This window comes from Pandoraea capi (assembly GCF_902459735.1).
GTDB classification, from domain to species: domain Bacteria; phylum Pseudomonadota; class Gammaproteobacteria; order Burkholderiales; family Burkholderiaceae; genus Pandoraea; species Pandoraea capi.
In genome coordinates this window covers 567,876-591,986 of record NZ_CABPRV010000003.1, presented here as the reverse complement: position 1 = coordinate 591,986, position 24,111 = coordinate 567,876, and the positions used below count along the sequence as shown (strand labels likewise).

Genomic DNA, 24,111 nt, shown 5'->3' with positions numbered 1-24,111 from the left:
ATGCCGGGCGGTCGTGGCGCACCAAGTATCAGCGTGCCTTATATGAGAGTTTAGGATTGACGGGGCGTCTCACCAATGGGCTGACGGCCAATACGCTATTTCCAAATTGGAAACAATGAGTGGGGAATTTCATCGCGCCCCATTCAGCGCTGCTTTCCCACAGTGCGTGCGGGGCCGCGATGGCTCGGGTCGAACATCGCGAGCAGATAGATCAGCACGAAGTACGGCCATGTCCACGCAAGCCAACGCGCCAGGACGTTGAAGTGCACGTACTGCCCCTGACGCCACGACTGAAGCGCCGCCTCGTAATAAGGATTCGCGGGCAGGAGGTTGACGAAGACGAGCAGCACGATGAGCGCCGCCAGCGCGACGGCGCCTCGCAACGCGCGCGGTCCGCGCCCGGCGACGCTCAGGACCAGCGCACCAATGACCACACCGTAGATCGCCCCGGCCGTCACCCAGTCGAACGCCTGCGCCGGCGAGAACTGCCACGCAGAAGCGATCGCCTTGATCGCGAATGCGCTGACGAACATCGCGCAAAGCAGCGGCACACGCGGCGCCGTCCGACGCATCGCCAGCGTGGCGAGCATCCCCGCCAGTATCGTGCCGCTGGCCGTCACCACGGTCTCCCACAAGGCGTGACTCGCCACGGCGTCGAGCTCTGACAGATAGTCCTGCAATTGCCCGAGCTTCGGTACCCAGTCGAGCACCAGATCCGTGACGTCGGGGTCCTGCCAGAGCCAGATCTGACGCACGAGATCGCCATCGCCAAAGAGGAATTGCTGCGGATATGCCTGCGCCCACGGCCAGAGCGCGAGCAATACCAGCAGCACGCTGGCGTGACGCTCGAACCACGCGAAGCGCAAATGCCGAAGCCATCCACGATCGAGTAACGGGCTGGTCAACGGCACGGCAATCGCACCGCCGATGAGCGCACCGAGCGCGTTCGTGGCGAGATCGACATTGGACGCGACGCGCGTGGGCAAATACGTTTGCAGCGCCTCCATGCCGCACGAGAGCAGCGTCCCGAGGAGAAACGCTGCGAGCACGGCCCGCGTGCCACGCCACGCCGGATGCAGGGCGAGCACCGTTAGCATGCCCAGCGGTATGTAGCCCAGCACGTTGGTGACGACATCGAACATCGTCATCCATCGGGGAAGTGGCGCGAACAGATAGTCGAACGGGCCGACGGCTGCGCGCTGAAACTCGAACGGATAGAGACTCGCGTAGGCGATCAGCAGAATCAGGCACAGCAATGCCTGACGCGTAAGGGGAGAGGCGCGTCGTTGCCAGGGTTTGACGTCTTGCTCGGGCATCGGCGAGACGACCGGCTATCGCGACGGCGCCGCTGGCGCGACCGATGCCCCCGACGCACCCGACGATGCTGCTGCGGGCACCGCGCGCGACTGCGCAGGGGCGCGTGTCGTCGCGGAGGGTGACGGCACGCGTCCGGCCAGCCACTGGATCAATTGCGTCTGCACGGCATCGCTGGCCGTCGCGAGGGCACGCGCACCGCCGCTGGCATCGGCCGTGGCCGCAGGGGCTTGTGCGCGCAGCGTGGTCTGTGCGAGCAGCTTCGGTCCATCGAACAACGTTGCGCGCACCTGCACGACGCCATGACTTGCCGACGTGCTGTCGAAGTATTGCGCGAACTCCTCGATCTCGACGCGCAGCGCAGGCGCCGCCGCCGGATCCCCCGCAGCAAGCACTGCCCGGTCGACGGACAACGCGGCCCGCAGCCGATCGCCAAACAGTCGGGCGGGCGACGCCAGCCAGCGGCTGTTCGCATAAACGCGCGCCTGATCGCCTTCGCTCGCGGGCAGACGGTAATAGATCATGTCGGAGTCGAGCCAGCTCGGCGCATTGACCACGACCTTGAGCGGCGATTGGCGCGGCGCATTCGCGGCGGCAGCCGCGACATCGGATGCCGGTGCGACGACACCATTCGTGGCATTCACGCCGTTCGCGCTGGCGCCAGCCACGGCGGAAGCGGGGATCACCGGCGGGCCGAGGTCGAAACGGGCCAGCGACCCCGACGGCGCGGGGGCCGCACACCCAGCCACCAGCGTGACTACGCCAAACGCGACGCAGAACCTCGCAGCCATGTTCGTCACTCGCATGTCCTTACCTCGTCCGGTCGGTTCCGTCATCTCGATATCCCCTTGCATGCCGGTGTCGCGCCTCATGTCCCACATCCCTACCCACATCACTACGCACCCAGTGGCGCGCCGCATTACGCGCGCCATTGCGCGCCATATTGTCCATCTCATTGCGCAGCCCCGTTCGTGCCGTTCGGCCATGCGAAGCCAGCCTCACCCGGTCCCGGCGAGGGCGGCGAAGTGCCGAACAGCAGTGCGCGCGGATTGCGGTTGATCGTTTCGGCTGCCTGCCCCACGGCCTGCGAGGTAAAGCGCAGATCGTCGGAGAGACGGTTCAGACGCGGCAACGCTTCCTGTTGCAGCGAGCCCTCGAACGTCTGCATCGTGCCCTGGAAGGCAGCGAGACTCGACGCCGCCTGATCTGCCGCACGCCCCACGCTATCGAGGTTACGCACGAGCGGCCCCTGCGGATCGGTCAACTGGTTCGTCAGTCGATGTGCGCCCGACAGCGTGCCGTTCAATTCGCGCACGGTTTCCGGCAGTTGCTTCGTGACCGGTTCCAACTGTGTCGCCACGCGATTCACGCTTTGCGCCGCCATCTTCACGCTATTGATCGAATCGAGAATGGCCTCGCGGTTCTCCGGTGCGAGCAACTTGTTGACCGACGACGTCGCCTCTTCGAGCTGATGCACGAGGTTGTTCCCGCGTCGCTGGAGTTCGTCGACGAAACTCGGGCGCAGACGCAATTGCGCGACCTGTGTCTCGGACGACGGCAACAACGTCCGGTCATGCCCGTCGTCGTCGAGTTGCACGAATGCGAGCCCCGTCACGCCCTGATAGCTCAGTGTGGCGAACGTCGATTTGGTCATCGGCGTGCCTTCGTTCACGAGAATGCGGATGAGAATCTGACCGGGCTTGCGCGGATCGAATTTGATCGACTCGACCTTGCCCACTCCCAGACCGCGATACCGTACGGCCGACTCCGGGTTCAGCCCCGTCACGTTGGTGCTGGATACCAGGTCGTAAGGCACCCGCACACGGTTGTCGCGATTAAACCAGTACACTGCGGCGGCCACCGCCGCGAGCAATGCCAGCGTGAAGAGGCCCGCCATGAAAGCGTGCGATTTATTTTCCATCGTCGAGTAACTCCGAAATCTTGGCGCGCCGTGCTGCGGGCAAAGCCAGCAGTGCGCGTCTACCGCGCTCACCGAGGAAGAAGCTGTGGATAAACGGGTGATCGACACACACCACGTCTTCGACCGGGGCGTTCACGAGCACTTTGCGATCGGCCAGCACGGCCACGCGCGTGGCAAGCATCATCACCGTATCGAGATCGTGCGTGACCATCACCACGGTCAGGCCGAGCGAGCGATGCAGGCCGCGAATCATGTCGACGAATTCGTCGGACGCCTGCGGGTCGAGTCCGGCGGTCGGCTCATCGAGAAAGAGCAACTCCGGCTCCAGCGCAATGGCACGCGCAATCCCGACGCGCTTGATCATCCCGCCCGACAACTCGGACGGCATGCGATTCGCCATGCGCCCCGACAACCCGACCATCTCGAGCTTGTACATCACGACATCGCGGATCAGATCCTCCGATAACGTGTGCAGCTCACGCAACGGCTGCGCAATGTTGTCGAACACCGTCATCGCCGAGAACAACGCGCCACGCTGGAACAACATGCCCGAGCGACGACGCAACAGGTGCGCGGTACGCCGGTCGATCATCGTGATGTCATGACCGAAGATGCTGATATGCCCGCTGGTCGGCGCCTCAAGCCCGATGATCTGCCGAATCAACGTCGTCTTCCCGGAGCCCGAGCCGCCGACCAGCGCAATGATCTCGCTCTGGCGCACCGTGAGATCCAGATGCTCGTGAATCGTGTGCGTGCCGTAGCGCTTGGTGAGGTCGCGCACTTCGATCACCGGCTGCGCGTCGCCCTGCAATGTCGACGAGACCGGCGGACATCCGGCGGACGCGCCGAACAGCACGTCGTCGCCTCGCGCGACGGGGGCATTGGATGCCCCGGGCGAGTCGGGTCGTTTGGACGGATCGCGTACGAGAGCGTCGCTCATTAGCCGATCCCCACGTTGCGGAACAGAATCGCGAAGACGGCATCCGCCAGAATCACCACCGTGATCGAAGTGACCACCGACTGCGTGGTGCCTTCGCCAAGACTCTGTGTGTTGGGTTTGACGCGCATACCGAAGTGACACGCCACGAGCGCAATCAGCATGCCGAAAACAACGCCCTTGCCCAGACCGATCCACAGGTTCGCGATGCGAACGGCGTTGGGCAGCGTCGTGAAGAAGTAGTGCAGACCGATGCCGAGTTCGTACTTCGCCGCCAACGCCCCGCCGAGCAACGCAACGATGTTCGTCCACATGACGAGCAACGGCATGGCGATCGCCAGCGCAATGACCTTTGGCAACACGAGCCGCAATCCGTGCGGGATATCCATGACCCGCATCGCGTCGAGCTCTTCGGTCACCCGCATCACGCCCAGTTGCGCGGTGATCGCTGACCCGGATCGTCCGGCTACGAGAATCGCGGAAAGCACCGGGCCCAGTTCGCGAATCACCGAAAGCCCCAGAATGTTGACGATGAACGTGCTGGCGCCATACAACTTCAGTTGCTGCGCGGAAAGATAGGACAGCACGATGCCGATGAGGAACGCCACCATCGCCGTAATACCGAGCGCCTTTGCACCGGCACTGTAAATGTTCGCGGACATTTCCAGCCACGGCGCACGCGCCGGATGGCGCACGACCCGGCCCAGATCGATCACGAAACGGCCGAACATGGTGATGCCGTCACGCAAATGTTCGCCGAGGGTGAGCAACGAGTAGCCCAGACGACTGATCGGATCGACACGGCGCGTAGGCACCGGACTCTGACGCGTGCGGTCGAATTCGGCGAGGTGATCGAACAGCGCCCGCTGGGTCGGGGTGAGCGCGACGCGTGAGGGGTACTTGCGCTGCCAGTAACGCCACAACGCCTGTGCCCCCACGTGATCCAGCCGCTCAACGCAGGTGAGGTCCCACGCCAGCTCGCCGCGCGGCAACGCATGGACCAGCCCCAGCAACGTTTTCTTGCGTTGCGAGAGCGCCAGCGCCGTCCACAGGCCACGCAGCATGACGACTGGGCCTTGCGCCGAGTGGGTCAGCTCCAGAGTGGGCACGGCATCGAGGTTCAAAACGGTGGTTCTCCTGACAACAAAACCGCCGGAATCCGGCATGAATCCATACAAGACGCGCAGCAAAACGCGGTCATTGTACGGTACAGGCGCGACCGGTCGATGGCAACCCGGCGCGGCCTGAAAACAAGCCGGAATTGTCCGACGCATGCCTCGGATGATGCCGAAATACGGGCTTCGACGCAGGTCAGCGCGGCGCAGGCCCGGCCTCGCCGCTACAATAGCAGCCATGAATAACGCCGCACCTTTCCCGCCTGACGTTCCGCACCGCGCACCGGATTCCGACTCGTCAGAACGTCCGGCCAGTGAGAGCTTGACGCCATCGACGCATACGCCCGCCCGTCAGCTCGACGGCGCGCGCATCCGATCGCGTCTGGCGGCCTCCTGTCGAGGCTGGCAGATCGAAGTCGTCGATACCACGGGTTCCACAAATCTCGATCTTCTTGCACGCCTTCGGGAAGACGCCGCGTGTGCGCCCATCGTGCGCGCCGCGCTCCAGCAAACGGCCGGACGCGGGCAACGCGGCCGGGCATGGCAGAGCCTGCCGGGCGATAGCCTGACGTTTTCCCTGGCCTATGTGATGCCCGGCGGCCCGGCCGAATTGGCGGGGTTGTCGCTCGCGACCGGCGTCGCCGTCGTCGAGGGCCTGTCGGATCTGCCATTGTCGGCACCGCAGGCGCTGGGTCTCAAGTGGCCCAACGACGTCCTGCTGCGCGGCGGCAAGCTCGCGGGCATACTGATCGAGACGGTACCCGCCGGGCCGGGCCGCATCGGTGTCGTCATCGGCATCGGCGTGAATCTGCGACAGGCTGGCGACGTGGCGTCGCGTATCGACGATGCCACGGCAGCGGCAAACGTAGCATCGGCAGCACCAACCGCATCCGGCGCGAGCACGCCGACGACGACCGCCGTTCCGCCCACCCCACCGGCCGCCCTCGAATCGGTGCTGGTGGACCCGGACATGTCATCCGTTCTCACCGCGTTGGTGCAGCGACTCGCTGCCATGCTCGAACGCTTTGCTGCGCAGGGATTCGAACCTTTCCGCGAAGACTGGGAGGCAATGCATGCCTACGGCGGCGCGTCGATCCGCGTGATCGAACATGGCCGCGACGTGTTGCACGGTATGGCGCTCGGCGTCGACTCACAGGGTTGCTTGCGCGTGGCGACCAACGAAGGCGAACGCACGATCGCCAGCGGTGAAGTGTCGGTGCGCCTGCTCGACGCGTCGTCAGCACGAGATACGACGGACACCCGGGGAGCCCGCTGATGAGCGCATCGCGGCGGACTTCGTCGACATCTCCCGAGCGCGCCACATCGGCACGCAAGGCCGACATGGCCGCCGCGTCCAAGGTGGCTCCAGTGGCTGAGGCAACGAAGGCTACCCCAGGCATCGCAGAGCGCCCGGAACACACTCACCCTGCGCCGTGGCTACTGGTCGACGCGGGCAACAGCCGGATCAAATGGGCGCTGGCGCCTGCGGTGCGCCCCGCCCGTTGGCAGGCGGCATCCCCCGCCTTTCTCGCCAGCGGCGCGGTGGACCACGCCGAATGGCGAACCCTCGCCACGCAAATTCGGGCGGGCTGGTCAGCGCTCGGTACCGGGGTTGCCGACACGGCTGACGCATCTGCCGCATCGGATGCATCGGCTGCACCAGACGCCCCCGGCACACACAGCGACCGGCACTTCGCCCCCAACATGGCGCCGTTGGCCATCGGGCAGGGCGGGCAGGAAGACGGATTCGTCTGCCCGGAACCGGCTGGGGTCTGGCTGACGAACGTGGCGGGCGACGCCGCCGAACAAGCCGTGCGCATGACGTTGCAGACGCTCTGGGGCATGGCGTCCGCCGACTGGCTGAAAGTCCTGCGCGCGGGCGAATCACGCGCCGGTGTGCGCAACGGTTATCGTGTCCCGACACAGCTCGGGAGCGATCGCTGGGCCAGCTTGATCGGCGCCCATGCCGCATGGCCCGGCGAGCATCTGCTGATCGTGACGCTGGGTACTGCGACGACCGTCGAAGCCTTGCAAGGCAATGGCGACTATCTCGGCGGACTGATCGCACCGGGACCGGCGCTGATGCTGCAATCGCTCGCGCAGGGCACCGCGCAACTCCCGACGCTCGACGCGACCATGCCGTCCGGTGGACAGGCATTCGCGCGCAGCACGACAGAAGCGATTCTGCGCGGGTGCGCCGCCGCTCAGGCCGGCCTCGTCGAGCGGAGCCACGCGCAACTGGAAGCGCAACTCGGCGCACCGGTGCGTTGTGTGCTGTCGGGAGGTGCGCGCCATGCGCTGGCGCAAACGCTGACCTTGCCCTTTACCGAACACGATCAACTTGTGCCGGCCGGGTTGTACGAAGTGGCGCTTCGCGACGCGGAATCCACCACCTCGGCGACGACTGACACCGCTGCGGCAAATGCCGCACCGACCGATACGCCGGCGGGCGCATCTTGCGCCGCCGAACCTGCGCGAAGGGGAGTCTGAGATGTTGCGTGCGTTGTTGCTCGTCATGTTTCTCGCAGCCAATGCGGCATTTGCCGCCGTGCAACTTGGCTGGCTGAAGTGGCGCGACGTGCTGCCGGAGACCGGCCGGGAACCGACGCGCATCACGACACAACTCGACCCCACCCACGTTCGCCTTACGGGCGTGGAGATCAGCAGCCCCACGCCAGCCAGCGGAGCCACCAATGCCGCCGACGCACCGGGCGGTGCGAGCGGTGCGAGCGGCGCGAGCGATGGCAGAGATGCGCCCGCCTCATCGGTGTCAGCCACCGCCGTCGCCGCGAGTCAGGCCCTCGCCGCTACGGCGCCGGCCGCGGTGTCAGGCGAATCGGGTGCGTCGCAAGCCACGGCGGCAACCGCAGCATCGAGTTGCCTCGACGTCGGTCCCTTTGCTGCCAGCGATGCGCAGCAGGCGCGCGGTTTGTTGCTGGCTGGATTACCGGCCGGTCAGGGCGACATTCAGTCCATCGCTGTCGACAAGCGCTATTGGGTGCATCTGGATCCGGTGCCGAACAAAGCGGCTGCCGACAAGCAGGTGGCGGCATTGCGTTCGGCAGGCGTGACCGAGTATTTCCTGGTGAACGACGAAGGCTCGACGCTGGTCGTCTCGCTCGGGTTGTTCAACGACAAGGATCGTGCGACGCGTCTGATGGCCGCTGCACAAAAGAAAGGCCTCACGCCGCAGTTGAGCGAAAGGCCGAACGCCAAGAGCCGGATCGTTTATCGCATTGCCGGTATCAATGCCAACGCCGTCACGCAGGTTCGTGGCGTTGTTACCCAGCAGTGGTCGGCACAGCTGGTCAAGGCGTGTCCGTCACCGGCAGGTAGCCCGCCGGCCGGAATCCATTAGCGGTTTCATTGACAGACGCATCCACCGACGCATTAATAGACTTATTGACGGGTTCATTAACAGGTCCATTCATGGGCTAATGACCGGCGTCGCGAACGGTCTGATTCGCGGCCCCATCGGGAGCGCTTGTTGGCGCCCCTGTCAAACGCCGCGCTACCACCGCATTAAGCAACGCGTTTGAGCGCCACCACCGGTCGCACCACGCCCGTTTGTGTACCACGTGCGTTCTTCACCACGGGCGACACCCACGGTGCGAGGCCGGTTTCCTCGGGCGCGTCCACCAGCCCCAGCGCCTTGAGCACGGCAACCGCAGCGGTGTAGAGCGCACGCATGTTGCCGTCGACGACCTTGATCGCGATCCCCAGTCCGGCGGAGCGCACACCGATGGTTTGCACGCCGTCAGCACCGATCTTCGCCACCCAGTCGCCGGGTGCCATGCGCATGAACGCGAGATCGTTACGCGCGGTGCCTGAGACCATTTCGGGCTGCTGCGTCATCGCAGCGAACAGCGTCGAGAGCGCTGCGTCGTCGCTGGCGGCAAGGCGCGCATACGCGGCAGCCAGCTTGTCGAGCGGCAACGCGTAATTCGGGGCGGAGCAACCGTCGATCCCGAGCGGCAGCGCATCGCCATCGACACCCACGACATCGCCCACGCGTGCGCGAATCTTCCGCTGCAACGGGTGCGCGGGATCGAGATAGGTATCGAGCGGCAGGTCGTGCTGTGCGCAATAGGCGAGAAAACCCGCGTGCTTGCCCGAGCAGTTGTGATGCAGGGACGTCGGCTTGAGATCGGCAGGCGCGCGCTTGCCGGTGGCCGAATAGAACGTCGGCACGTGGCATCCGCATTGCAGATGATGCTCGTCGCATCCGGCTTTGTTCAGTAGCCTTTTCACGCCGTCGACGTGAAACGATTCCCCCGAGTGGCTCGCGCACAGCAGCGCCAGCTCCGGTTGCGTCAGCCCGAAGTGAGCAACGCCATCGCCTTCCACGAACGGCAACGCCTGAAACGGCTTGAGCGTGGAGCGCGAGAACGTGAGGAACGACGGATCACCGGCGGCATATCGAAGGCGTCCCTCGGCATCGACGACGGCGACCGAGCCGTAATGCACGCACTCGACCGTATCGACGCCGTTCGCGCCACGCGTGACTTCAACGAGCGGCGCAAGCGTCATGATTGGGCTCGCACTTTCTTGAGCAACGACGTCGTCGAACGCTGATGTTCGAACGGAATGGCCACCGCCTTGCCGCCCCAGCCACGCACCAGCGCAGACTCCGGCAGCTTGTCCATGTCGTAGTCGCCGCCCTTCACGAGGATGTCGGGACGCACCGCCGCGATCAGCGCTTCAGGTGTCGATTCACCGAACGTCACCACATAGTCGACACTTTGCAGCGCGGCCAGCAACGCCGCACGGTCGTTCTCGTTGTTGATCGGGCGGTCGTCGCCCTTGCCGAGCGTTCGCACGGAGGCGTCCGTGTTCACGGCGACGACAAGGCATGCCCCCAACGCGCGCGCCTGCGCGAGATAGGTCACGTGACCACGATGCAGGATGTCGAACACGCCGTTGGTGAACACAAGCGGGCGGGGCAATGTGGGCGCCAACGCTGCCAGCGCTTCGCGCGAGAGAATCTTGGCCTCGAAATCGGCCGCAGGAATGACTTGGGAAGATGACATGACGATCGATGGAAGTGAGTGCGCGATTCGCTGCTGATCGCTGCTGACGCGCCGATGGCCGCTATTGTCCCACGACACGAGGTCCGGAGAACGAATCCGCAGCAGTGGCTGCATCGCGCGACAGGCCGATGGCGGGAACATCATCGGCACGATCTCGCAGTCCACCGGATATCGCGATGGAACCGGCGCACCGCAGAATCAACCCGATATCGCGATGAGACCTCTCCGTCACGACTCACCGCCCGCATCGCCATGCGTCGGCGCAACAAAAAAGGGGCCGGAAGCCCCTTTTTTGCGATGACCGCATTACCGCACTGTCATTCGACCGGCGAATGCCGAACCGACGAAGCCGATCTTGCCGACTTAAGCCGACGCTGCCACGGCCGGTGCCGGTGCAGCCACTGCCGCCAGGCGGACAGTGATTTCCTTGCGATAACGGTTCAGATCCTGCGCGGTCGCAAACGTGCGCTCGAACAGCAGCGACATGTTGTGCAGAATGCGCTCGACCACCTTCTTTTCCCAGCTGTCGTCGAACTTGATCTGCTCGTCGAGCCAGTGTTCGAGCCACTCCGGCTCCGGCAGACGCGACTGCACCGTGTCGTTCGGGAACAGATCCTTGTTCACGTGCAGGTTGGTCGGGTGCAGCGGCTTTTCGGTACGACGGGCAGCCGCCATCAACACGCCGATCTTCGCGAATGCCGCACGTGCGTTGTCGCCGAAGTTCGTCAGCGCCTTCTTCATGTAACGCAGATAAGCGCCGCCATGACGGGCTTCATCGCGCGAGATGACTTCGTAGATATGCTTGATGACCGGCTCGGTGTGCCACTCGGCAGCACGGCGGTACCAGTGGTTCAGACGAATCTCGCCGCAGAAGTGCAGCATCAGCGTCTCGAGCGGCGGGGCCGGATCGAACGGGAAACGCACGGCGTGCAGTTCCGCTTCGGTCGGCACGAGGTCGGGGCGGAAGCGGCGCAGGTATTCCATCAGCACCAGCGAATGCTTCTGCTCTTCGAAGAACCACACGCTCATGAAGGCGGAGAAATCGCTGTCGTCACGGTTGTCGCGCAGGAACATCTCGGTCGCCGGCAGTGCGGCCCATTCCGTGATGGCATTCATCTTGATGGTGCGCGCCTGATCGTCGGTGAGCTGGCTCGCGTCGAACTTGTCCCACGGAATATCGCTTTCCATGTTCCAACGCACTGCCTCCAGCGACTTGTACAGTTCGGGATACAGCATTTCGGTCATTTCAATTACCCCCAAGGTCGCGAGACCTTACACCAGGACTCAAGATAGTATTGTGAAAGTTTACGCCGAATTTCGACAGACAAAACGGTGAGCGTGTCACGGTCGGCCCCCGCCGTCCGGTTCCACGTCTTGAACCCTGCCGTCGCATAAGGACGGCGATTTCACGCCTGTTATCTGGCCGCATCCTGGCGATATGGCTTAGAGCGACCCTACTAAAATATGGGCAAACTCTTGAATCATAACATAATTCCCCTTCATTACCGTGACGTTTGACACTCACGTGACGGTAATGCGTCGTAATTTTGACGCCTGTCAAATTGTCACGGAAAGCCCCTAAGCTCAGAGGGCGACAGGTTTTTCCGCACATGTCACCGAACACGCTCCGGTGCCCCGCCAGTCCGTCGTCCGACACGTCTTCCGACGGACGCCCCACGGCGGTGCGTCAGGGTATGTCCTTGTGCCACGGGCCTGCGCGGGCAGCGTCCGATGGTCTACGCTAGAAAGCAATCGTTCCGCATTTGCGATGCCTCGTCCGGCAGCGGCTCCCCCGCTTTGAGGATAGTTCTCAGTCGCAATTACGCAACATGCATGATGGGCAGGCGCCACGGCAGAACGAGCCGAGCGCCGCCAACGGGCCTACCGACTCGACTGGATCCTTGTCCGATAAGGAGCCGAGCATGGCACTTCGAGCACACCGGGCAGACCGGGCAGACCGGGCAAATCAGGCATGCCTGACACCGCCGACGCACGTTGCGGCACACGTCACGCCCCCCGTCACATCGCGCCTCACATTGCGCCCCGACTTTGCCGCATGGCTACGTACCGCCTGTCTTCTGATGGCGGTGGCGACGGCCCCAGGCGCATACGCGTTCGACGTCGGCCAACTGGCTTCGCAAGAGATTCCGGCCGCCCATCTGGTCGGTCAGGGGTCGTTCTCGCGACTGGGCTTCCATCTTTACGACGCGTCGCTGTTCTCCGGCGCCGAGCGCATCAATGCGAACTGGAGCGCGCATCCGCTCGTGCTCGACGTACGCTACGCACGCAGCTTCAAGTCGCACACGCTCGTGCAGCGCAGCCTGATCGAGATGAGCAAGCTGCAAGTGGGTACGGACGAGGAACGACAGCGCTGGGCCGACGAACTCGCCCGCATTCTGCCGGACGTGTCGGCGGGACAGCACCTCACGGGCGTCTTCCGGCCGGGTGACGGCACACGCTTCTTCTCCGACGGCAAGCTCATCGGCCAGATCGCGGGCGACGCCTTCGGTCGCGCGTTCTTCGCCATCTGGCTGGACCCGCGTACCAGCGCCCCCGACTTGCGCGCGGAACTGATCAGCGACGCGCGCTGAGCGAACCGGAGGTGCCCGCCAGGCAAGCCCGACGAAATGGCGACACCTTCCCTGCCGATCCGGGTCGGCCAGCCGGCGCGGCGTCGGTTCCGCGTGCCTGTGCATCTATGGGATCTATGCATCGATGGACATCGACCACACGGCGGCCCTCACGCGCCTCAAGCACTACTTCGAAACCCTCACGCGCCAGAGCATCGGCAATCTGGGCGAGTTCTACACGCCGAACGTCTACGTCAAGACGCCACTTCACGAAGTGCGTAGCGCCGCCGAAGTGGCCGGACTCCTCACCCGCATGTTTGAGCGCCTCGAAGTGCCACGCGTCGAGGTGACGGCGCAACTCTTGCAGCACAATCAGGCGTTGCTCGTCTGGAATCTCCACTTCCACACCAAGCGTTGGCTCGATGACGAGCAGATCATTCACGGCGCCTCACACCTGCGCCTCGCCGTGGACGGCCGCGTCGCCTATCAACGCGACTATTGGGACGCCACGGAAGACCTCTACCTGAAGCTTCCCTTCATTGGACGCTTGATCCGCTGGCTCCGTCACCGGTTGTTTCTCTGAGCCACGACGCCGCCTATCGACCACCTCGCCCATCGTCGTTCCTGCCACCTCAGCGCAGACCATGACCGCACGACACGCCGCGCCGACGGACAGCATCCGGTAGCTGCCAGCGTCACGCCATCCCGTCGTGGCCCGCAAAGGGCAGTTTTCTTCAATACGCGACGCGCGAGTCCGCTTACCGTTGGAGCCTCGCACTCCCCGCCATCTTGCGGACGTGCCTGCAACGAGGATTCCGATGACCCTTTTCTATTCGATGGCCGCCTTTGCGCTGGCGGCTTCCATTACCCCCGGGCCGGTCAACATCGTCGCGCTCGGCTCGGGGGCGCGTTACGGCCTCATGCCGAGTCTGCGTCATGTGACCGGGGCGACGGTCGGCTTCGTGGTGTTACTCGTTGCGGTCGGTTTCGGCGTCTATGAACTGCTGCAACGCATGCCGATACTGATGCACGCGATCCAGTGGTTCGGCGTGGCGTTCCTGCTGTACATGGCCTACAAGCTGGCGGTCGACGACGGCGAACTCGCCTCTCCCGATGACAGGCAAATGCCGCGCGGCCCCACGATGTCGCGCGGCGCCGTCATGCAGTGGCTGAACCCGAAGGCCTGGCTCGCCGCACTGGCCGGCATGGGGGCGTACACCGGCGGCGACCCCGCACGCATCTGGCAATTCGCGGCGATCTACTTTGTCGTGTGCTGGTTGTCGGTCGGTTGCTGGGCTGCGGCGGGGGCGATGCTGCGGCGTCACATGCGCGACGCGAAGCGCATGCGTTATCTCAATCGGGGGATGGCCGCCCTGCTGGCGGCAAGTGCTGCGTATCTGGTGGCGGCGGGATAACGGCGACCGTTCACGTACGGGGAGTGCTATCGCCCCCCATCACCCCCTATCGCGTCACATCGCCTCATGCCGCACGCGTGTCGCGGTAATGCCCGGGCGTCGCGGCCAGCAGTTGCTTGAAGGTCCGCTGAAAGTGCGCCTGATCGGCGAAGCCTGCATCGAGCGCCACCTCGGCAATTGCATGTCCGCGACGCAACCGCGCCCGCGCGTACTGAATGCGCTGATTCATGACAAACGCGTGCGGCGTGAGGCCGTACTGCGCGCGAAACGCTCGCGTGAGGTACGACGCCGAAAGCCCTGCTGCATCGCAAATCTGCGCGAGCGTGAGCGCTTCGCAGCAATGGGCCCGGATGAAATCTGCCGCGCGGCCGAGCTTGTGCGAATCGTCCCGCATCGGCTTAGGCGCTGGGTTCAGTCGCTCGTGCACGTCGATAAAGAACTGTTGCACGACGCTCTCGCGCTCCAGCCGGTCGCGCGACGCATCGGTGCAAACGTCGTAGAGCCGGTTCAGCCCGTCGTAGAGCGCCGGATCGGTTGAGGACATTGGATCGAAGAGGTGCAGATCCTGCCCGTGCCCGAACCCGAGTTCGCGCTGCAAATCACGCAACCACGTCGTATCGACGAACAGCATTCGATAGGCCCAGGCTTCGTCCCCGATGGGATTGCAGGCGTGCACGGCGTCGGGGTTCATCACGACCACACTGCCGCGTCCCACGGTCTCCCGCGCCCGCCCATTGAGGTAGGTGCTGCGCCCGCCCGTCACCGCGCCGATGGAGAACGTCTCATGGCTGTGCAGCGCGTAGCACACGCGACGTCCGTCGAGTACCTCTCGGGCTTCAAGGAACGGGAGCGACGGATCACGCCAGAAGGTCGACGGATACGGGCAGTCGATATGGGCGGCAGCGGCGTGTGAGGGCTTCGGCATTAGCACTGAATTCAATAACGACAACGATTCGAACGGGATGTCCGGCAAGGCAAGTGGCGGCAACGACGTAACCCGATGCGCGCCGATCTGAGGAAACGCAACGCGTCCTACGCCGCAGGCTTTCCGGTATCGGCGACCGCCTCATCCGGATCGATCGACAGCGGCGAGTTCGCGGGCGGCTCGGCTCCGCCGACCGCACCGGCCTCGACGTCGTCGAGCGGGCTGGTGCCATCCGCTTCGGCCACGAGCCAGGCGGCAAGCGCGTCGCGCTGCGCATAGGCGTCGGCCTCGCCCAGCGCGATGAGCTCCTGCGTGTAAGACGACTCGAACAGCAGGTAGCTCGCAAAGGCCGCACCGCGTTCGGCGTCGGCCCCGATGGCGCCGAGCATCGTGCGCACCGCGCGCGGCAACTGTTTCAGGTGACGTGCGGCAATCGGCTCCAGCCGTTGGCTCGGCGAAATCAGCAGCGTGTCGATGGGACGCCACCCGCTCGACTCGCGCTGCGCCTCGGGCACGTAACGCAGCACGTTGTTGATGTGCTGCAAGCGTTCCAGATCCGCCGACAAGCCGTCGATGAACACACTGGCCAGCGCCTGACCGCCGATCTGCGCGAGGCTCGGATAGCCGCCGATGCGCTCGCCGCTGCTGTCCAGCCCGTACTGCCCATGCGAGGCGCCGATGATGAGCACCCGCGTCGCGCCAAGATGGATCGGCGGACTGAGCGGCGCGATCTGCCGCATCGAGCCATCGCCGAAGTACTCCGGTTGTCCGTCCAGATCGAGTTCGATGGCGGGAAACAGGAACGGAATCGCGCTCGACGCCAGCAAATGCTCCACGGTCAACGGCACCGCACGTGCCAGCCGCAGCGAACGCTTCCATGCCTGAATCGGCTCGGCGCTTTGATAGAAGGTAACGTGTTTGCCGGACGAATACGACAGCGCAGTGACCGACAACGCTTCGAGCGCGCCGGAAGCGAAAACTTCCGGCAGCCGGTCGAGACGGATCGCCTGACGCAGCATGCCGGCGAGCGGCGACCAGTCGAACAGCGAGCGCGGCGATCGGCGCAACGCCCAGCCCAGCGACAGGGCGGCGAGCCAGCGCGCGCCGGTCCCGGCCATGCCGAGAGAGTCGGCGCGGAACACCTGCCCCGCGTGGAACTGTCGCCAGACAGCGTCGAGCTTCATCACACCGTGCTGAAAATCGTCGGCGTGCGACGCGAGCGCTGCGGCATTGATGGCGCCAGCCGAGGTGCCGCACACCACAGGAAACGGAATCGCTCGCCGCGACGGCAGGACCTCGCGCTGAATGGCGGCAATCGCTGCGAGCACGCCGACCTGATACGCAGCGCGTGCGCCGCCGCCCATCAGGACGAGACCGGTACGTTCGCCTGAGATCATGGGGCCTCCTCCTGCCTTCGCTCTCGTTGTGCTTTGTGTCGCGTCAGCCGCGTATGCCGACGGATCTCGCCGTCAACGCCGCTGTCGTCTCCCCGTGAAACTATCCCTTCTCCGTCCTTGCGATCCTGCGTATCCGTCGATTCGCCTGTTCGGTGATTCGCCGGGCTTAAGACCATCGTCAACGATCATTGGCGACCCTCGCTGCCCGACGAGGCTTACCACTTCCAGGCGGTTTGCTTGCCCGTCGCGGACGGCGCCCTGGCCACCTTGTCCGTGGCTTTGTCCGTTGCCTTTGCCGACGTCCCGGTGGCGGTTTTCGTCGATGTCTTGGCAGACGTCTTCACGGCCGCCGATTTCGCGGGCGTCTTCTTGCTGGCCGGCGCACGCTTTGCGGCGGTCTTGCCAGCCGTTTTCGTTGCGGGCTTCTTCGCGGCGGCGCCCGTCTTTCCGGCGGCTTTGCCAGCGGTCGACGACGCTCCCGCCGCGGCCTTCGCTGCGCCGCTCGCCGCATGCGTCGCCTTGGTGGCCGCTTCGGACATCTGGGCCGCTGCGGCTTCCGTCATCTGAGCGGCCGAAACACCCGCGGCTTGCGCGGCGGCGGCGATCTGGTCGAATTGCGCCCGCATCGCGTTGAACCACATCGACGGATCGAGCGCGCCATAAGCGCTGCTCGCCTGAGCGAACGGCGACGACGAAGCACCTGCACCCTGCGGTTCACTGTCCGGCGCGGCGTCCATCTCCGGCGGTGCATCCGGTTCAGCCTCGCTCGCCGACGCCTCGGGCGCGGGTTCGACGTCCTGCGCCGGTTCCGGCGTGGCGAACGGCGAGCGCCAGAAGTTCGACGCGCTGCTATCGCTCGTGTCGGCAGTACCGGCGTCCGATGCGCCCGCGGCCCCTGTCGTACCCGTCGCGCCGAAGCTGCCCGTGCCGAAGGCGCGCAGCGTGGCGTACGTCGCGCGCTGCACTTCGAACGCCTGAATGGTCGAGCGCAGCACGTTCAGATTTAGCGTGAGCCACTGTTCGACGGCACGCATCTCGGCGATACGGTTCTCGATTTCGTTGGGATCGAGCAACGGCGCGGCGCTCTGCATCAGTTGCGTCAGCGGCGAGGTGAAAGTCGCGGGCGGGCTGAAGGCCTCCCACATCTTCTTGAGAATGTCGAAGCCGTTCGGCATGGCACTCGTCGAATCGCTCATTACGATCTCCAGTCACGGTCGGGGACGCACGGCTTGCCGGCCAAGCCAGGCGCACGGGGAGGTATGACTATCGATCATACGCCGAGCGTGCGCCAGTGGTGTGTCAAAAAGGGACGGTCGACAGGGGCGTCCCGAGCGGCAGCAGGGACTGCACACAGGCGGCCACCGAAAGGGACGGAAAGACGCCCTCAGAAAGGTGCGTCCCCGCCGAAGTCCGGCGCACGGCGTTCTCGCAAGGAGGCGATGCCTTCGCGCACGTCCGGGCCGGCGAAGCCCATGAATTCGAGCGCCAGCGACGCATCGAACGACGGCCCCGCACTGCGCAGCCAGTTGTTGAGCGCGTACTTCGTCCAGCGAATCGCCGTCGTCGAGCCGCGCGCGAGCTTGTCGGCGACTTCGAATGCCTTGGGCAGCAGGTCCGCCTCGTCGACCGTGAGCGACACGAGGCCGATGCGCTCGGCCTCCTCGCCCGTCACCGGCTCGCACAGCAGAAGGTAGTACTTCGCCTTGGCCATACCGCACAGCAGCGGCCAGACGATGGCGGCGTGATCGCCAGCCGCCACACCGAGACGCGTATGCCCGTCGATGATGCGCGCCGTCTTCGCCGCGATCGAGATGTCTGCGAGCAGGCCCGCCACCAGTCCTGCGCCGACGGCCGGGCCGTGCATCGCCGAGACGATGGGCTTGCTGCAATTGATCACGTTGTAGACGAGGTCGCGCGCTTCGCGCCAGACACGGGCGCGCACAGCGAAATCGTCGGCCATGTCTTCCACGAGCGACAGATCGCCGCCGCCGGAGAAACCCTTGCCTTCGCCACGGATCACGACGGCACGCGTTTCGGCGTCGCGGTCGATGTCGCGCCACACGTCGGCCAGCTCCTGATGCATGCGGTGGTCGGCCGTCGACAGACCGCTCTTGTTCGCGCCCGCGCCCATGATGAGTTCGAGCACGCCGTTCGGATGCCGCTTGAATTGCAGCGACTGATAGTGTTGATACGGGTCTTGCGACATGGCTTACCGCTCCAAAAAAATATCCCCGCACAGGCGGGGATGGAACAGCGGCACCGACACAGGCCAGCGCCGCCGACGGTCAACAGGTCGATGCGAGCGGCCGGTATCGTCTCGTACCGTCTCGCATTCAGAGGGGCGTCATCGACATTACGGCGCAATCACCCACTTGCCGTTCTCGATCTTCACCATCACGCGGGCGCGCTGGTCGAGGCCGAGGTGATCGGTCGGGCTCATGTTGACCACGCCGTTCGAGACGTGGACATCCTTGCTCGTTTCCAGCGCGTCGCGCAGGGCCTTGCGGAATTCCGGCGTGCCCGGCTTGGCATTGCTCTTGAGCGCGATCGGAATCGCACGCTGGAGCAGAATGCCAGCGTCCCAGGCATACGAGCCGAAGGCGGCCACTTTGCCGGCGCCGTACTTGGCGTCGAACTTCTTGATGTAGTCGAGCGCCACGGCCTTGGCCGGATGATCGTTCGGCAGTTGCGACGCGACGAGCACCGGGCTGGCAGGCAGGTACGTGTTGTTGCAATCCTTGCCGCACACGCGCAGGAAGTCGTTATTGCCCACGCCGTGGTTGTGATACACGAGGCCCTTGTAGCCGCGCTCGGCGAGCGCCTTCGGCGGCAGCGCGGCCGGCGTGCCCGCGGCACCCACGACGACAGCATCCGGGTTCTGCGCCATGATCTTGAGGATCTGGCCGGTCACGCTCGGGTCCGTACGGGCGAAGCGCTCGCTCGCGACCATCTTGATCTTGTGCAGGGCGGCGAATTTGGCGACTTCTTCGTAGAAGGCTTCGCCCAGCGCGTCGCCCTGACCGATGAAGGCCATCGTCTTCACGCCGTGACGGCTCGCATGCTCGGCGATGGCGGAGGCCATCTGCGCGTCGGTCTGCGGGGTCTTGAACATCCAGTAGCGCTTGGCGTCGACCGGCTCGATGATGCGCGCGGACGAAGCGAGCGAGATCGTCGGCGTGGTGCCGGCAGCGATCACGTCGAGCATCGCCAGCGTGTTCGGCGTGATCGACGAGCCGATGATGGCGTCGACGTGGTTCTCGGAGATGAGCTTCTTGGTGTTCTGAACGGCGGTCGTGGTGTCGGACGCGTCGTCCAGCACGATGTAGTCGACCTTCTCGCCGCCGATTTCCTTCGGCAGCATGCTGATCGTGTCGCGCGCGGGAAGGCCGAGCGAAGCGGCGGGGCCGGTGAGCGAGATGCTCACGCCAATCTTGACCTGAGCGGCAGCGCCGCCGGCCAACGCCAGCAACATCGCACCCAGCAGGGCAGTGCGCACGGGGTTTCGCATGGAAAATCTCCTGGTCTGGCCGGCGCTGGTGTTGTTCTCTGACGCCGGTGTCTCGGGACGGACACCGCGCGCCGCGCTGGCGAAAGTTAGGGCCGGTGCGCGAACCTGCCAGGCAGGCGCATCGACTCAAGGAGACAAAGAATAGCGGAGCCAGAATTCCCCGCCATATCCGGGTTCACCCTATGACGTTACCCCCTGACACCCCGCAAAGCCTTACCGGACGCGGCGTTCGGCCCGGTTCATTTTCCCGTCCGGGCGGTCGGACGTGCGGCCGCGTCGGCACACATCGATCACATGAAGCGACACAAGACCGACGTCAGACCGACACAGCCGATGACGAGCCGCGTGGGCGACGAGGCCAATCAAACGCCGTCGCTTACTCGTCCAGCGGGGCAACCGCCTGATCGATGGCGCCGAAGATCGTCTTGCCCTGCGCGTCGAACATCTCGATTCGCACCCGGTCGCCGTAGCGCATGAAGGCGGTCTCCGGCGCGCCCTTCTCGATGGTCTCCAGCATGCGCTTCTCTGCGATACAGGCGCTGCCCCGGCTGCGGTCCTTGTTCGAAATCGTGCCCGAGCCGACGATGGTCCCGGCACGCGCGTTGCGCGTCTTGCACACGTGCGCCACCAGTTGCCCGAAGTCGAACACCATGTCCTCGCCGCACTCCGGTGCGCCGAACTTCCTGTCGTTCCACTTCACCGTGAGCGGTCGATGCACGCGGCCCTCGCGCCACGCGTCGCCCAACTCGTCGGGCGTAACGGCCACCGGCGAGAACGCACTCGCCGGCTTGCTCTGAAAGAAACCAAAGCCCTTGGCCAGTTCCGCCGGAATCAGGTTGCGCAGGCTCACGTCGTTGACCAGCATCAGCAGACGCACGCCTTCGAGCGCACGCGCCGGGCTCGCCCCCATCGGCACGTCGGACGTCACGACCGCGACCTCGGCTTCGAAGTCGATGCCGAAGTCTTCCGACGCGCAGACGATGTCGTCCGTCGGTCCGATGAAGTCGTCGCTGCCGCCCTGATACATGAGCGGATCGGTCCAGAACTCGGGCGGCATTTCGGCGCCACGGGCGCGGCGCACCAACTCGACGTGATTCACATAGGCCGAGCCGTCCGCCCATTGATACGCACGCGGCAGCGGCGCCATGCATTCGGCAGGGTCGAACGCGAACGTGTTGCGCGCACGGCCATGGTTCAGCTCGGTGTAGAGCGAGTGCAGTTGCGGCGCGTAGAACGTCCAGTCGTCGAGCACGCGTTGCAGCGTGGGGGCGATGGCGTCGGCAATGCAGGCGGTCGACAGGTCGCGCGAGACGACGATCAACTGGCCGTCGCGGGTGCCGTCCTTACGGGTAGCGAGTTTCATGGCAATGGAGTCTGCGAGCGGGTTCGGGGTTCGGACCGGAGGAATCGGACAAGTCGTGTCTCGGGCACGAGGCCCGATAGAATGACGCTTGAAGCCGAGGATTCTACCCGAGGGCATCGCCGGCGACGGTCGGGAAGATCGGGCGGCCACGATAACAATGACAGAGACACATGACAGCGCCTGAACACGACAACACGACGGATCGCGACAGCGGTCAAGATCGCGCCCCCCGCAATGAGAGCGACGAGGGCAATGCCGCCGCGCCCGACGAGGAGAAAACCCGTTCGGGCATCCAGTCCATTGAAGTCGGCTTTCGTCTGATCGAAGTGCTGACCGAAGCGTCGAACGCGATGATGCTGCGCGACCTCGCGCACGCTGCCGGCATGAACCCCGCCAAGGCGCACCGTTATCTCGTGAGCTTCCAGCGGCTCGGGCTCATCGTGCAGGACCCCGTGAGCGGACGTTACGACCTCGGCCCGTTCACGCTCCGCATGGGGCTCGCACACCTCGCACGGATTGACGCCTTCAAGGCCGCCCGCTTCGCCCTGACCGAACTGCGCGACGCCATCGATCAGACGGTCGGCATCGCCGTGTGGGGCAATCAGGGACCGACCGTGGTGCATTGGCTCGAATCGACCTTCCCGATGCGCGTGCCGCTGCGGCTGGGCGACGTCATGCCCATGCTCGAATCCGCCGCCGGACGCCTGTTCGCGGCTTATCTCCCCGCGCGCCAGACGGCGCCGCTCATCGATGCGGCGCTGGCCGATCTTCAGCATGCGTCGCGTCACCATCTGCCCGCCACACGCGCGCAGTACGATGCCGTGCTCGACGACGTGCGCGCCCACCGGGCGTCGCGGGTCGAGGGCACGGTGCTCCCATCCGTCAACGCCTTCTGCATGCCCGTGTTCGATGCGACGGGACAACTCGTGATGGGCCTCATGGCACTCGGTCCCGAAAGCCGCTTCGATGCGAGCTGGGGCGGTCCGATCGACACGGCGCTGCGCACACTCGCCCAAAACCTGTCGGCCGACCTCGGGCATGCGCACGCCCCCGGGAACCGGCGTTGAGTGAAGCGCTGCGGCACCCGACACGACGCGGGAATACGCTGGAAGACGCGCCGCGAACGCGGCCGAACGGGCGCTGTCGAACCGAGTTCATCTCAATGTGCGATCCTGACGCTCTGACGTCCCGACTCATCGATTCTCGTGTCTTCGCGCCCGCCCAGCTCTTCCAACACCTCTCGCCACGCCGATGCCGACGTGACGCCGAACCCGGTCGGCCCTGACGCGTCCGGGGATTCGGCGCAAACGTCGCTCGCGCCGACGGGGTCAAAGGCGTCGAAGGGTTCGAAGGGGCGGCAACCACCGAAATTACCGAAAGGCCCAAGGGGCCCGCGCCGACGTTGGGGACTGTGGATGGGCGTATTGGCGGCGGTTTTCGTCGTTCATCTGCTCATCGCACTTTGGGTCGCCAGCCATCGCACGATGCTCGACGACACGCCGATTCCGAGCATTCCGATTACGCTCATCCCGCTCAAGCCGGTCGCGCCTCCACCGCCGCCAGCGCCGCCCGCACCACCACCGCCCAAGCCGGTGGTCAAGCCACGCCCGCCCCAGCCGACACCACCGGTCGAAGCCCCGCCCGACACGCTCGCCGCGCCGGTGGCGACCGACACGCCCGGGCCGCTGGCAGCGTCGGAAACGGCGGCAGGCGCAGGTGATACGACCGGCGCGAACGCGTCCGCCGCCGCCGCACCGCCGAGCATCCCGCTCACTGCGGCAGCCGCCAACGGCGACAAGTTCGACCCGCCGCCCTCCGTCACCCTGACGTACGACGCGCTCATGAACGGCGTGCGCAACCAGACCGGCCAACTGCATTGGGTGAACGACAACGGGCACTACCAGTTGCGCATCTCGGTGCCGATCATCTTTTTCGGCACGTTCGAGTTCATCAGCGAGGGCGGTTACGACGTCAACGGCATTGCACCGTCCCGTTATGTGGAAAAGCGCGGACGCCGCGCCGAATACATCACCGACTTCCATCGCGACGCTTCCCCCACACTGTCCACGCTGCATTTCTCGCGCTCCGGGCAAACCGTGCCCCTCGCCCCCGGCGCACAGGACCGCTTCAGCGTGATGATGCAACTGGCCGGTTACGCGAGAGGCAATCCCGAGCGCTACACACAAGTGGGCGTGACGCACGAGTTCACGGTGGTCGACACGGACAGCAGCGAAGTGTGGCCTGTGCAGTACGTCGGCAGCGAGACGATGAGAACGCCGACGGGCTATGTGGAGACGCGTCACTTCACCCGTCTGCCGCGCAAATCGGGCGATGAACGGCGTGTGGATATCTGGCTGGCACCGTCGCTCGACTGGTTGCCGGTGCGCGTCAGGCAGACGGAGCCGTCGGGCACCGAATTCGAGCTGATCTTTACCGAGAAATCGGCACAGTGAGCGGGCCAGGACGCAACGGGAGCTGAGGTGACTCAACCCGTCTGAACCGCCCCAACCCCTACGGCACGCACGGTTTTCCGCCCCTGAGAAATCCCCTTCGATTCCTTAGAATTTCGAGCGATACCGCTGTGATGCGGGTGCGCGGCGAAGTGTTGCCCAACTA

The 24,111-nt window shown here is 65.1% G+C and carries 21 protein-coding genes and 1 pseudogene; 8 read left to right on the top strand and 14 right to left on the bottom strand.

Annotation, left to right across the window (positions count from 1 at the left end; all coding sequences use genetic code 11):
• Positions 1–143: 143 nt before the first annotated feature.
• From PCA20602_RS09410 to PCA20602_RS09390, 5 genes are all read right to left on the bottom strand, one after another.
• Positions 144–1,316, bottom strand: a complete 1,173-nt coding sequence (locus PCA20602_RS09410) for a VanZ family protein (RefSeq protein WP_150720980.1) — start codon at positions 1,314–1,316, stop codon at positions 144–146.
• A 15-nt stretch (positions 1,317–1,331) separates the two neighbouring features.
• The gene (locus PCA20602_RS09405) at positions 1,332–2,186 is read right to left on the bottom strand and encodes an ABC-type transport auxiliary lipoprotein family protein (RefSeq protein ID WP_174980933.1); all 855 of its coding nucleotides are present in this window, start codon (positions 2,184–2,186) and stop codon (positions 1,332–1,334) included.
• An 80-nt stretch (positions 2,187–2,266) separates the two neighbouring features.
• Positions 2,267–3,235: an MlaD family protein gene (locus tag PCA20602_RS09400; RefSeq protein WP_150720978.1), complete on the bottom strand. Its 969-nt coding sequence runs from the start codon at positions 3,233–3,235 to the stop codon at positions 2,267–2,269.
• Positions 3,225–4,175, bottom strand: coding sequence for an ABC transporter ATP-binding protein (locus PCA20602_RS09395; RefSeq protein WP_246182096.1), 951 nt, complete (start codon positions 4,173–4,175; stop codon positions 3,225–3,227). Before PCA20602_RS09395 ends, PCA20602_RS09400 begins: the two co-directional genes overlap by 11 nt.
• Positions 4,175–5,296, bottom strand: coding sequence for an MlaE family ABC transporter permease (locus PCA20602_RS09390; protein WP_150720977.1), 1,122 nt, complete (start codon positions 5,294–5,296; stop codon positions 4,175–4,177). The genes PCA20602_RS09395 and PCA20602_RS09390 overlap by 1 nt, the downstream gene beginning before the upstream one ends.
• A gap of 313 nt (positions 5,297–5,609) precedes the next feature.
• Here PCA20602_RS09390 and PCA20602_RS09385 point away from each other — a divergent pair, with 313 nt between their 5' ends.
• The 3 genes and pseudogenes from PCA20602_RS09385 to PCA20602_RS09375 all read left to right on the top strand — a co-directional run bounded on the left by PCA20602_RS09385 (position 5,610) and on the right by PCA20602_RS09375 (position 8,645).
• Positions 5,610–6,563 (top strand): biotin--[acetyl-CoA-carboxylase] ligase, encoded by a 954-nt coding sequence (locus PCA20602_RS09385; protein WP_174980931.1) that lies wholly within the window; start codon positions 5,610–5,612, stop codon positions 6,561–6,563.
• A gap of 122 nt (positions 6,564–6,685) precedes the next feature.
• A pseudogene (locus tag PCA20602_RS09380) lies at positions 6,686–7,666 on the top strand (type III pantothenate kinase); the annotation flags it as partial.
• 112 nt (positions 7,667–7,778) lie between these two features.
• Entirely contained in the window at positions 7,779–8,645 is an 867-nt protein-coding gene (locus PCA20602_RS09375) for an SPOR domain-containing protein (protein WP_174980929.1), read from the top strand.
• A 164-nt stretch (positions 8,646–8,809) separates the two neighbouring features.
• On the opposite strand, the gene PCA20602_RS09370 is transcribed toward PCA20602_RS09375, so the two are convergent.
• The 3 genes from PCA20602_RS09370 to PCA20602_RS09360 form a co-directional block, all read right to left on the bottom strand.
• Positions 8,810–9,817 (bottom strand): asparaginase, encoded by a 1,008-nt coding sequence (locus tag PCA20602_RS09370; RefSeq protein WP_150720973.1) that lies wholly within the window; start codon positions 9,815–9,817, stop codon positions 8,810–8,812.
• Positions 9,814–10,317, bottom strand: a complete 504-nt coding sequence (gene rfaE2, locus PCA20602_RS09365; RefSeq protein ID WP_150720972.1) for a D-glycero-beta-D-manno-heptose 1-phosphate adenylyltransferase — start codon at positions 10,315–10,317, stop codon at positions 9,814–9,816. Before rfaE2 ends, PCA20602_RS09370 begins: the two co-directional genes overlap by 4 nt.
• 363 nt (positions 10,318–10,680) lie before the next feature.
• Positions 10,681–11,553, bottom strand: a complete 873-nt coding sequence (locus PCA20602_RS09360; RefSeq protein ID WP_170836165.1) for a ferritin family protein — start codon at positions 11,551–11,553, stop codon at positions 10,681–10,683.
• Positions 11,554–12,239: 686 nt separating this feature from the next.
• Here PCA20602_RS09360 and PCA20602_RS09355 point away from each other — a divergent pair.
• From PCA20602_RS09355 to PCA20602_RS09345, 3 genes are all read left to right on the top strand, one after another.
• Positions 12,240–12,908 carry a chalcone isomerase family protein gene (locus PCA20602_RS09355; RefSeq protein WP_174980927.1) on the top strand — a complete coding sequence of 223 codons (669 nt, stop codon included), beginning with the start codon at positions 12,240–12,242 and terminating at the stop codon, positions 12,906–12,908.
• A 124-nt stretch (positions 12,909–13,032) separates the two neighbouring features.
• Positions 13,033–13,470: a nuclear transport factor 2 family protein gene (locus tag PCA20602_RS09350; protein WP_150720970.1), complete on the top strand. Its 438-nt coding sequence runs from the start codon at positions 13,033–13,035 to the stop codon at positions 13,468–13,470.
• Positions 13,471–13,705: 235 nt separating this feature from the next.
• Entirely contained in the window at positions 13,706–14,302 is a 597-nt protein-coding gene (locus tag PCA20602_RS09345; RefSeq protein WP_150720969.1) for a LysE family translocator, read from the top strand.
• 64 nt (positions 14,303–14,366) lie between these two features.
• Here PCA20602_RS09345 and PCA20602_RS09340 read toward each other — a convergent pair whose 3' ends face one another.
• The 6 genes from PCA20602_RS09340 to PCA20602_RS09315 all read right to left on the bottom strand — a co-directional run bounded on the left by PCA20602_RS09340 (position 14,367) and on the right by PCA20602_RS09315 (position 21,495).
• Positions 14,367–15,227 carry an AraC family transcriptional regulator gene (locus tag PCA20602_RS09340; RefSeq protein ID WP_150720968.1) on the bottom strand — a complete coding sequence of 287 codons (861 nt, stop codon included), beginning with the start codon at positions 15,225–15,227 and terminating at the stop codon, positions 14,367–14,369.
• Between the two features lie 107 nt (positions 15,228–15,334).
• The gene (locus PCA20602_RS09335; RefSeq protein WP_150720967.1) at positions 15,335–16,624 is read right to left on the bottom strand and encodes a patatin-like phospholipase family protein; all 1,290 of its coding nucleotides are present in this window, start codon (positions 16,622–16,624) and stop codon (positions 15,335–15,337) included.
• A 215-nt stretch (positions 16,625–16,839) separates the two neighbouring features.
• Positions 16,840–17,820 carry a PhaM family polyhydroxyalkanoate granule multifunctional regulatory protein gene (locus tag PCA20602_RS09330; protein ID WP_150720966.1) on the bottom strand — a complete coding sequence of 327 codons (981 nt, stop codon included), beginning with the start codon at positions 17,818–17,820 and terminating at the stop codon, positions 16,840–16,842.
• A 188-nt stretch (positions 17,821–18,008) separates the two neighbouring features.
• Positions 18,009–18,830 (bottom strand): enoyl-CoA hydratase/isomerase family protein, encoded by an 822-nt coding sequence (locus tag PCA20602_RS09325; RefSeq protein WP_150720965.1) that lies wholly within the window; start codon positions 18,828–18,830, stop codon positions 18,009–18,011.
• 147 nt (positions 18,831–18,977) lie between these two features.
• The gene (locus tag PCA20602_RS09320) at positions 18,978–20,132 is read right to left on the bottom strand and encodes an ABC transporter substrate-binding protein (protein ID WP_069344692.1); all 1,155 of its coding nucleotides are present in this window, start codon (positions 20,130–20,132) and stop codon (positions 18,978–18,980) included.
• Positions 20,133–20,508: 376 nt separating this feature from the next.
• The gene (locus tag PCA20602_RS09315) at positions 20,509–21,495 is read right to left on the bottom strand and encodes a fumarylacetoacetate hydrolase family protein (protein ID WP_150720964.1); all 987 of its coding nucleotides are present in this window, start codon (positions 21,493–21,495) and stop codon (positions 20,509–20,511) included.
• A gap of 170 nt (positions 21,496–21,665) precedes the next feature.
• Between PCA20602_RS09315 and PCA20602_RS09310 the strand changes: the two genes are divergently transcribed.
• Together PCA20602_RS09310 and PCA20602_RS09305 are read left to right on the top strand one after the other, a co-directional pair.
• On the top strand, positions 21,666–22,562 hold the full coding sequence (locus PCA20602_RS09310) for an IclR family transcriptional regulator (protein ID WP_150720963.1): 897 nt from the start codon (positions 21,666–21,668) through the stop codon (positions 22,560–22,562).
• 348 nt (positions 22,563–22,910) lie between these two features.
• A complete protein-coding gene (locus PCA20602_RS09305) occupies positions 22,911–23,948 on the top strand; it encodes a DUF3108 domain-containing protein (RefSeq protein ID WP_150720962.1) in 1,038 nt (345 codons plus the stop codon).
• The last annotated feature ends 163 nt before the right edge of the window (positions 23,949–24,111 follow it).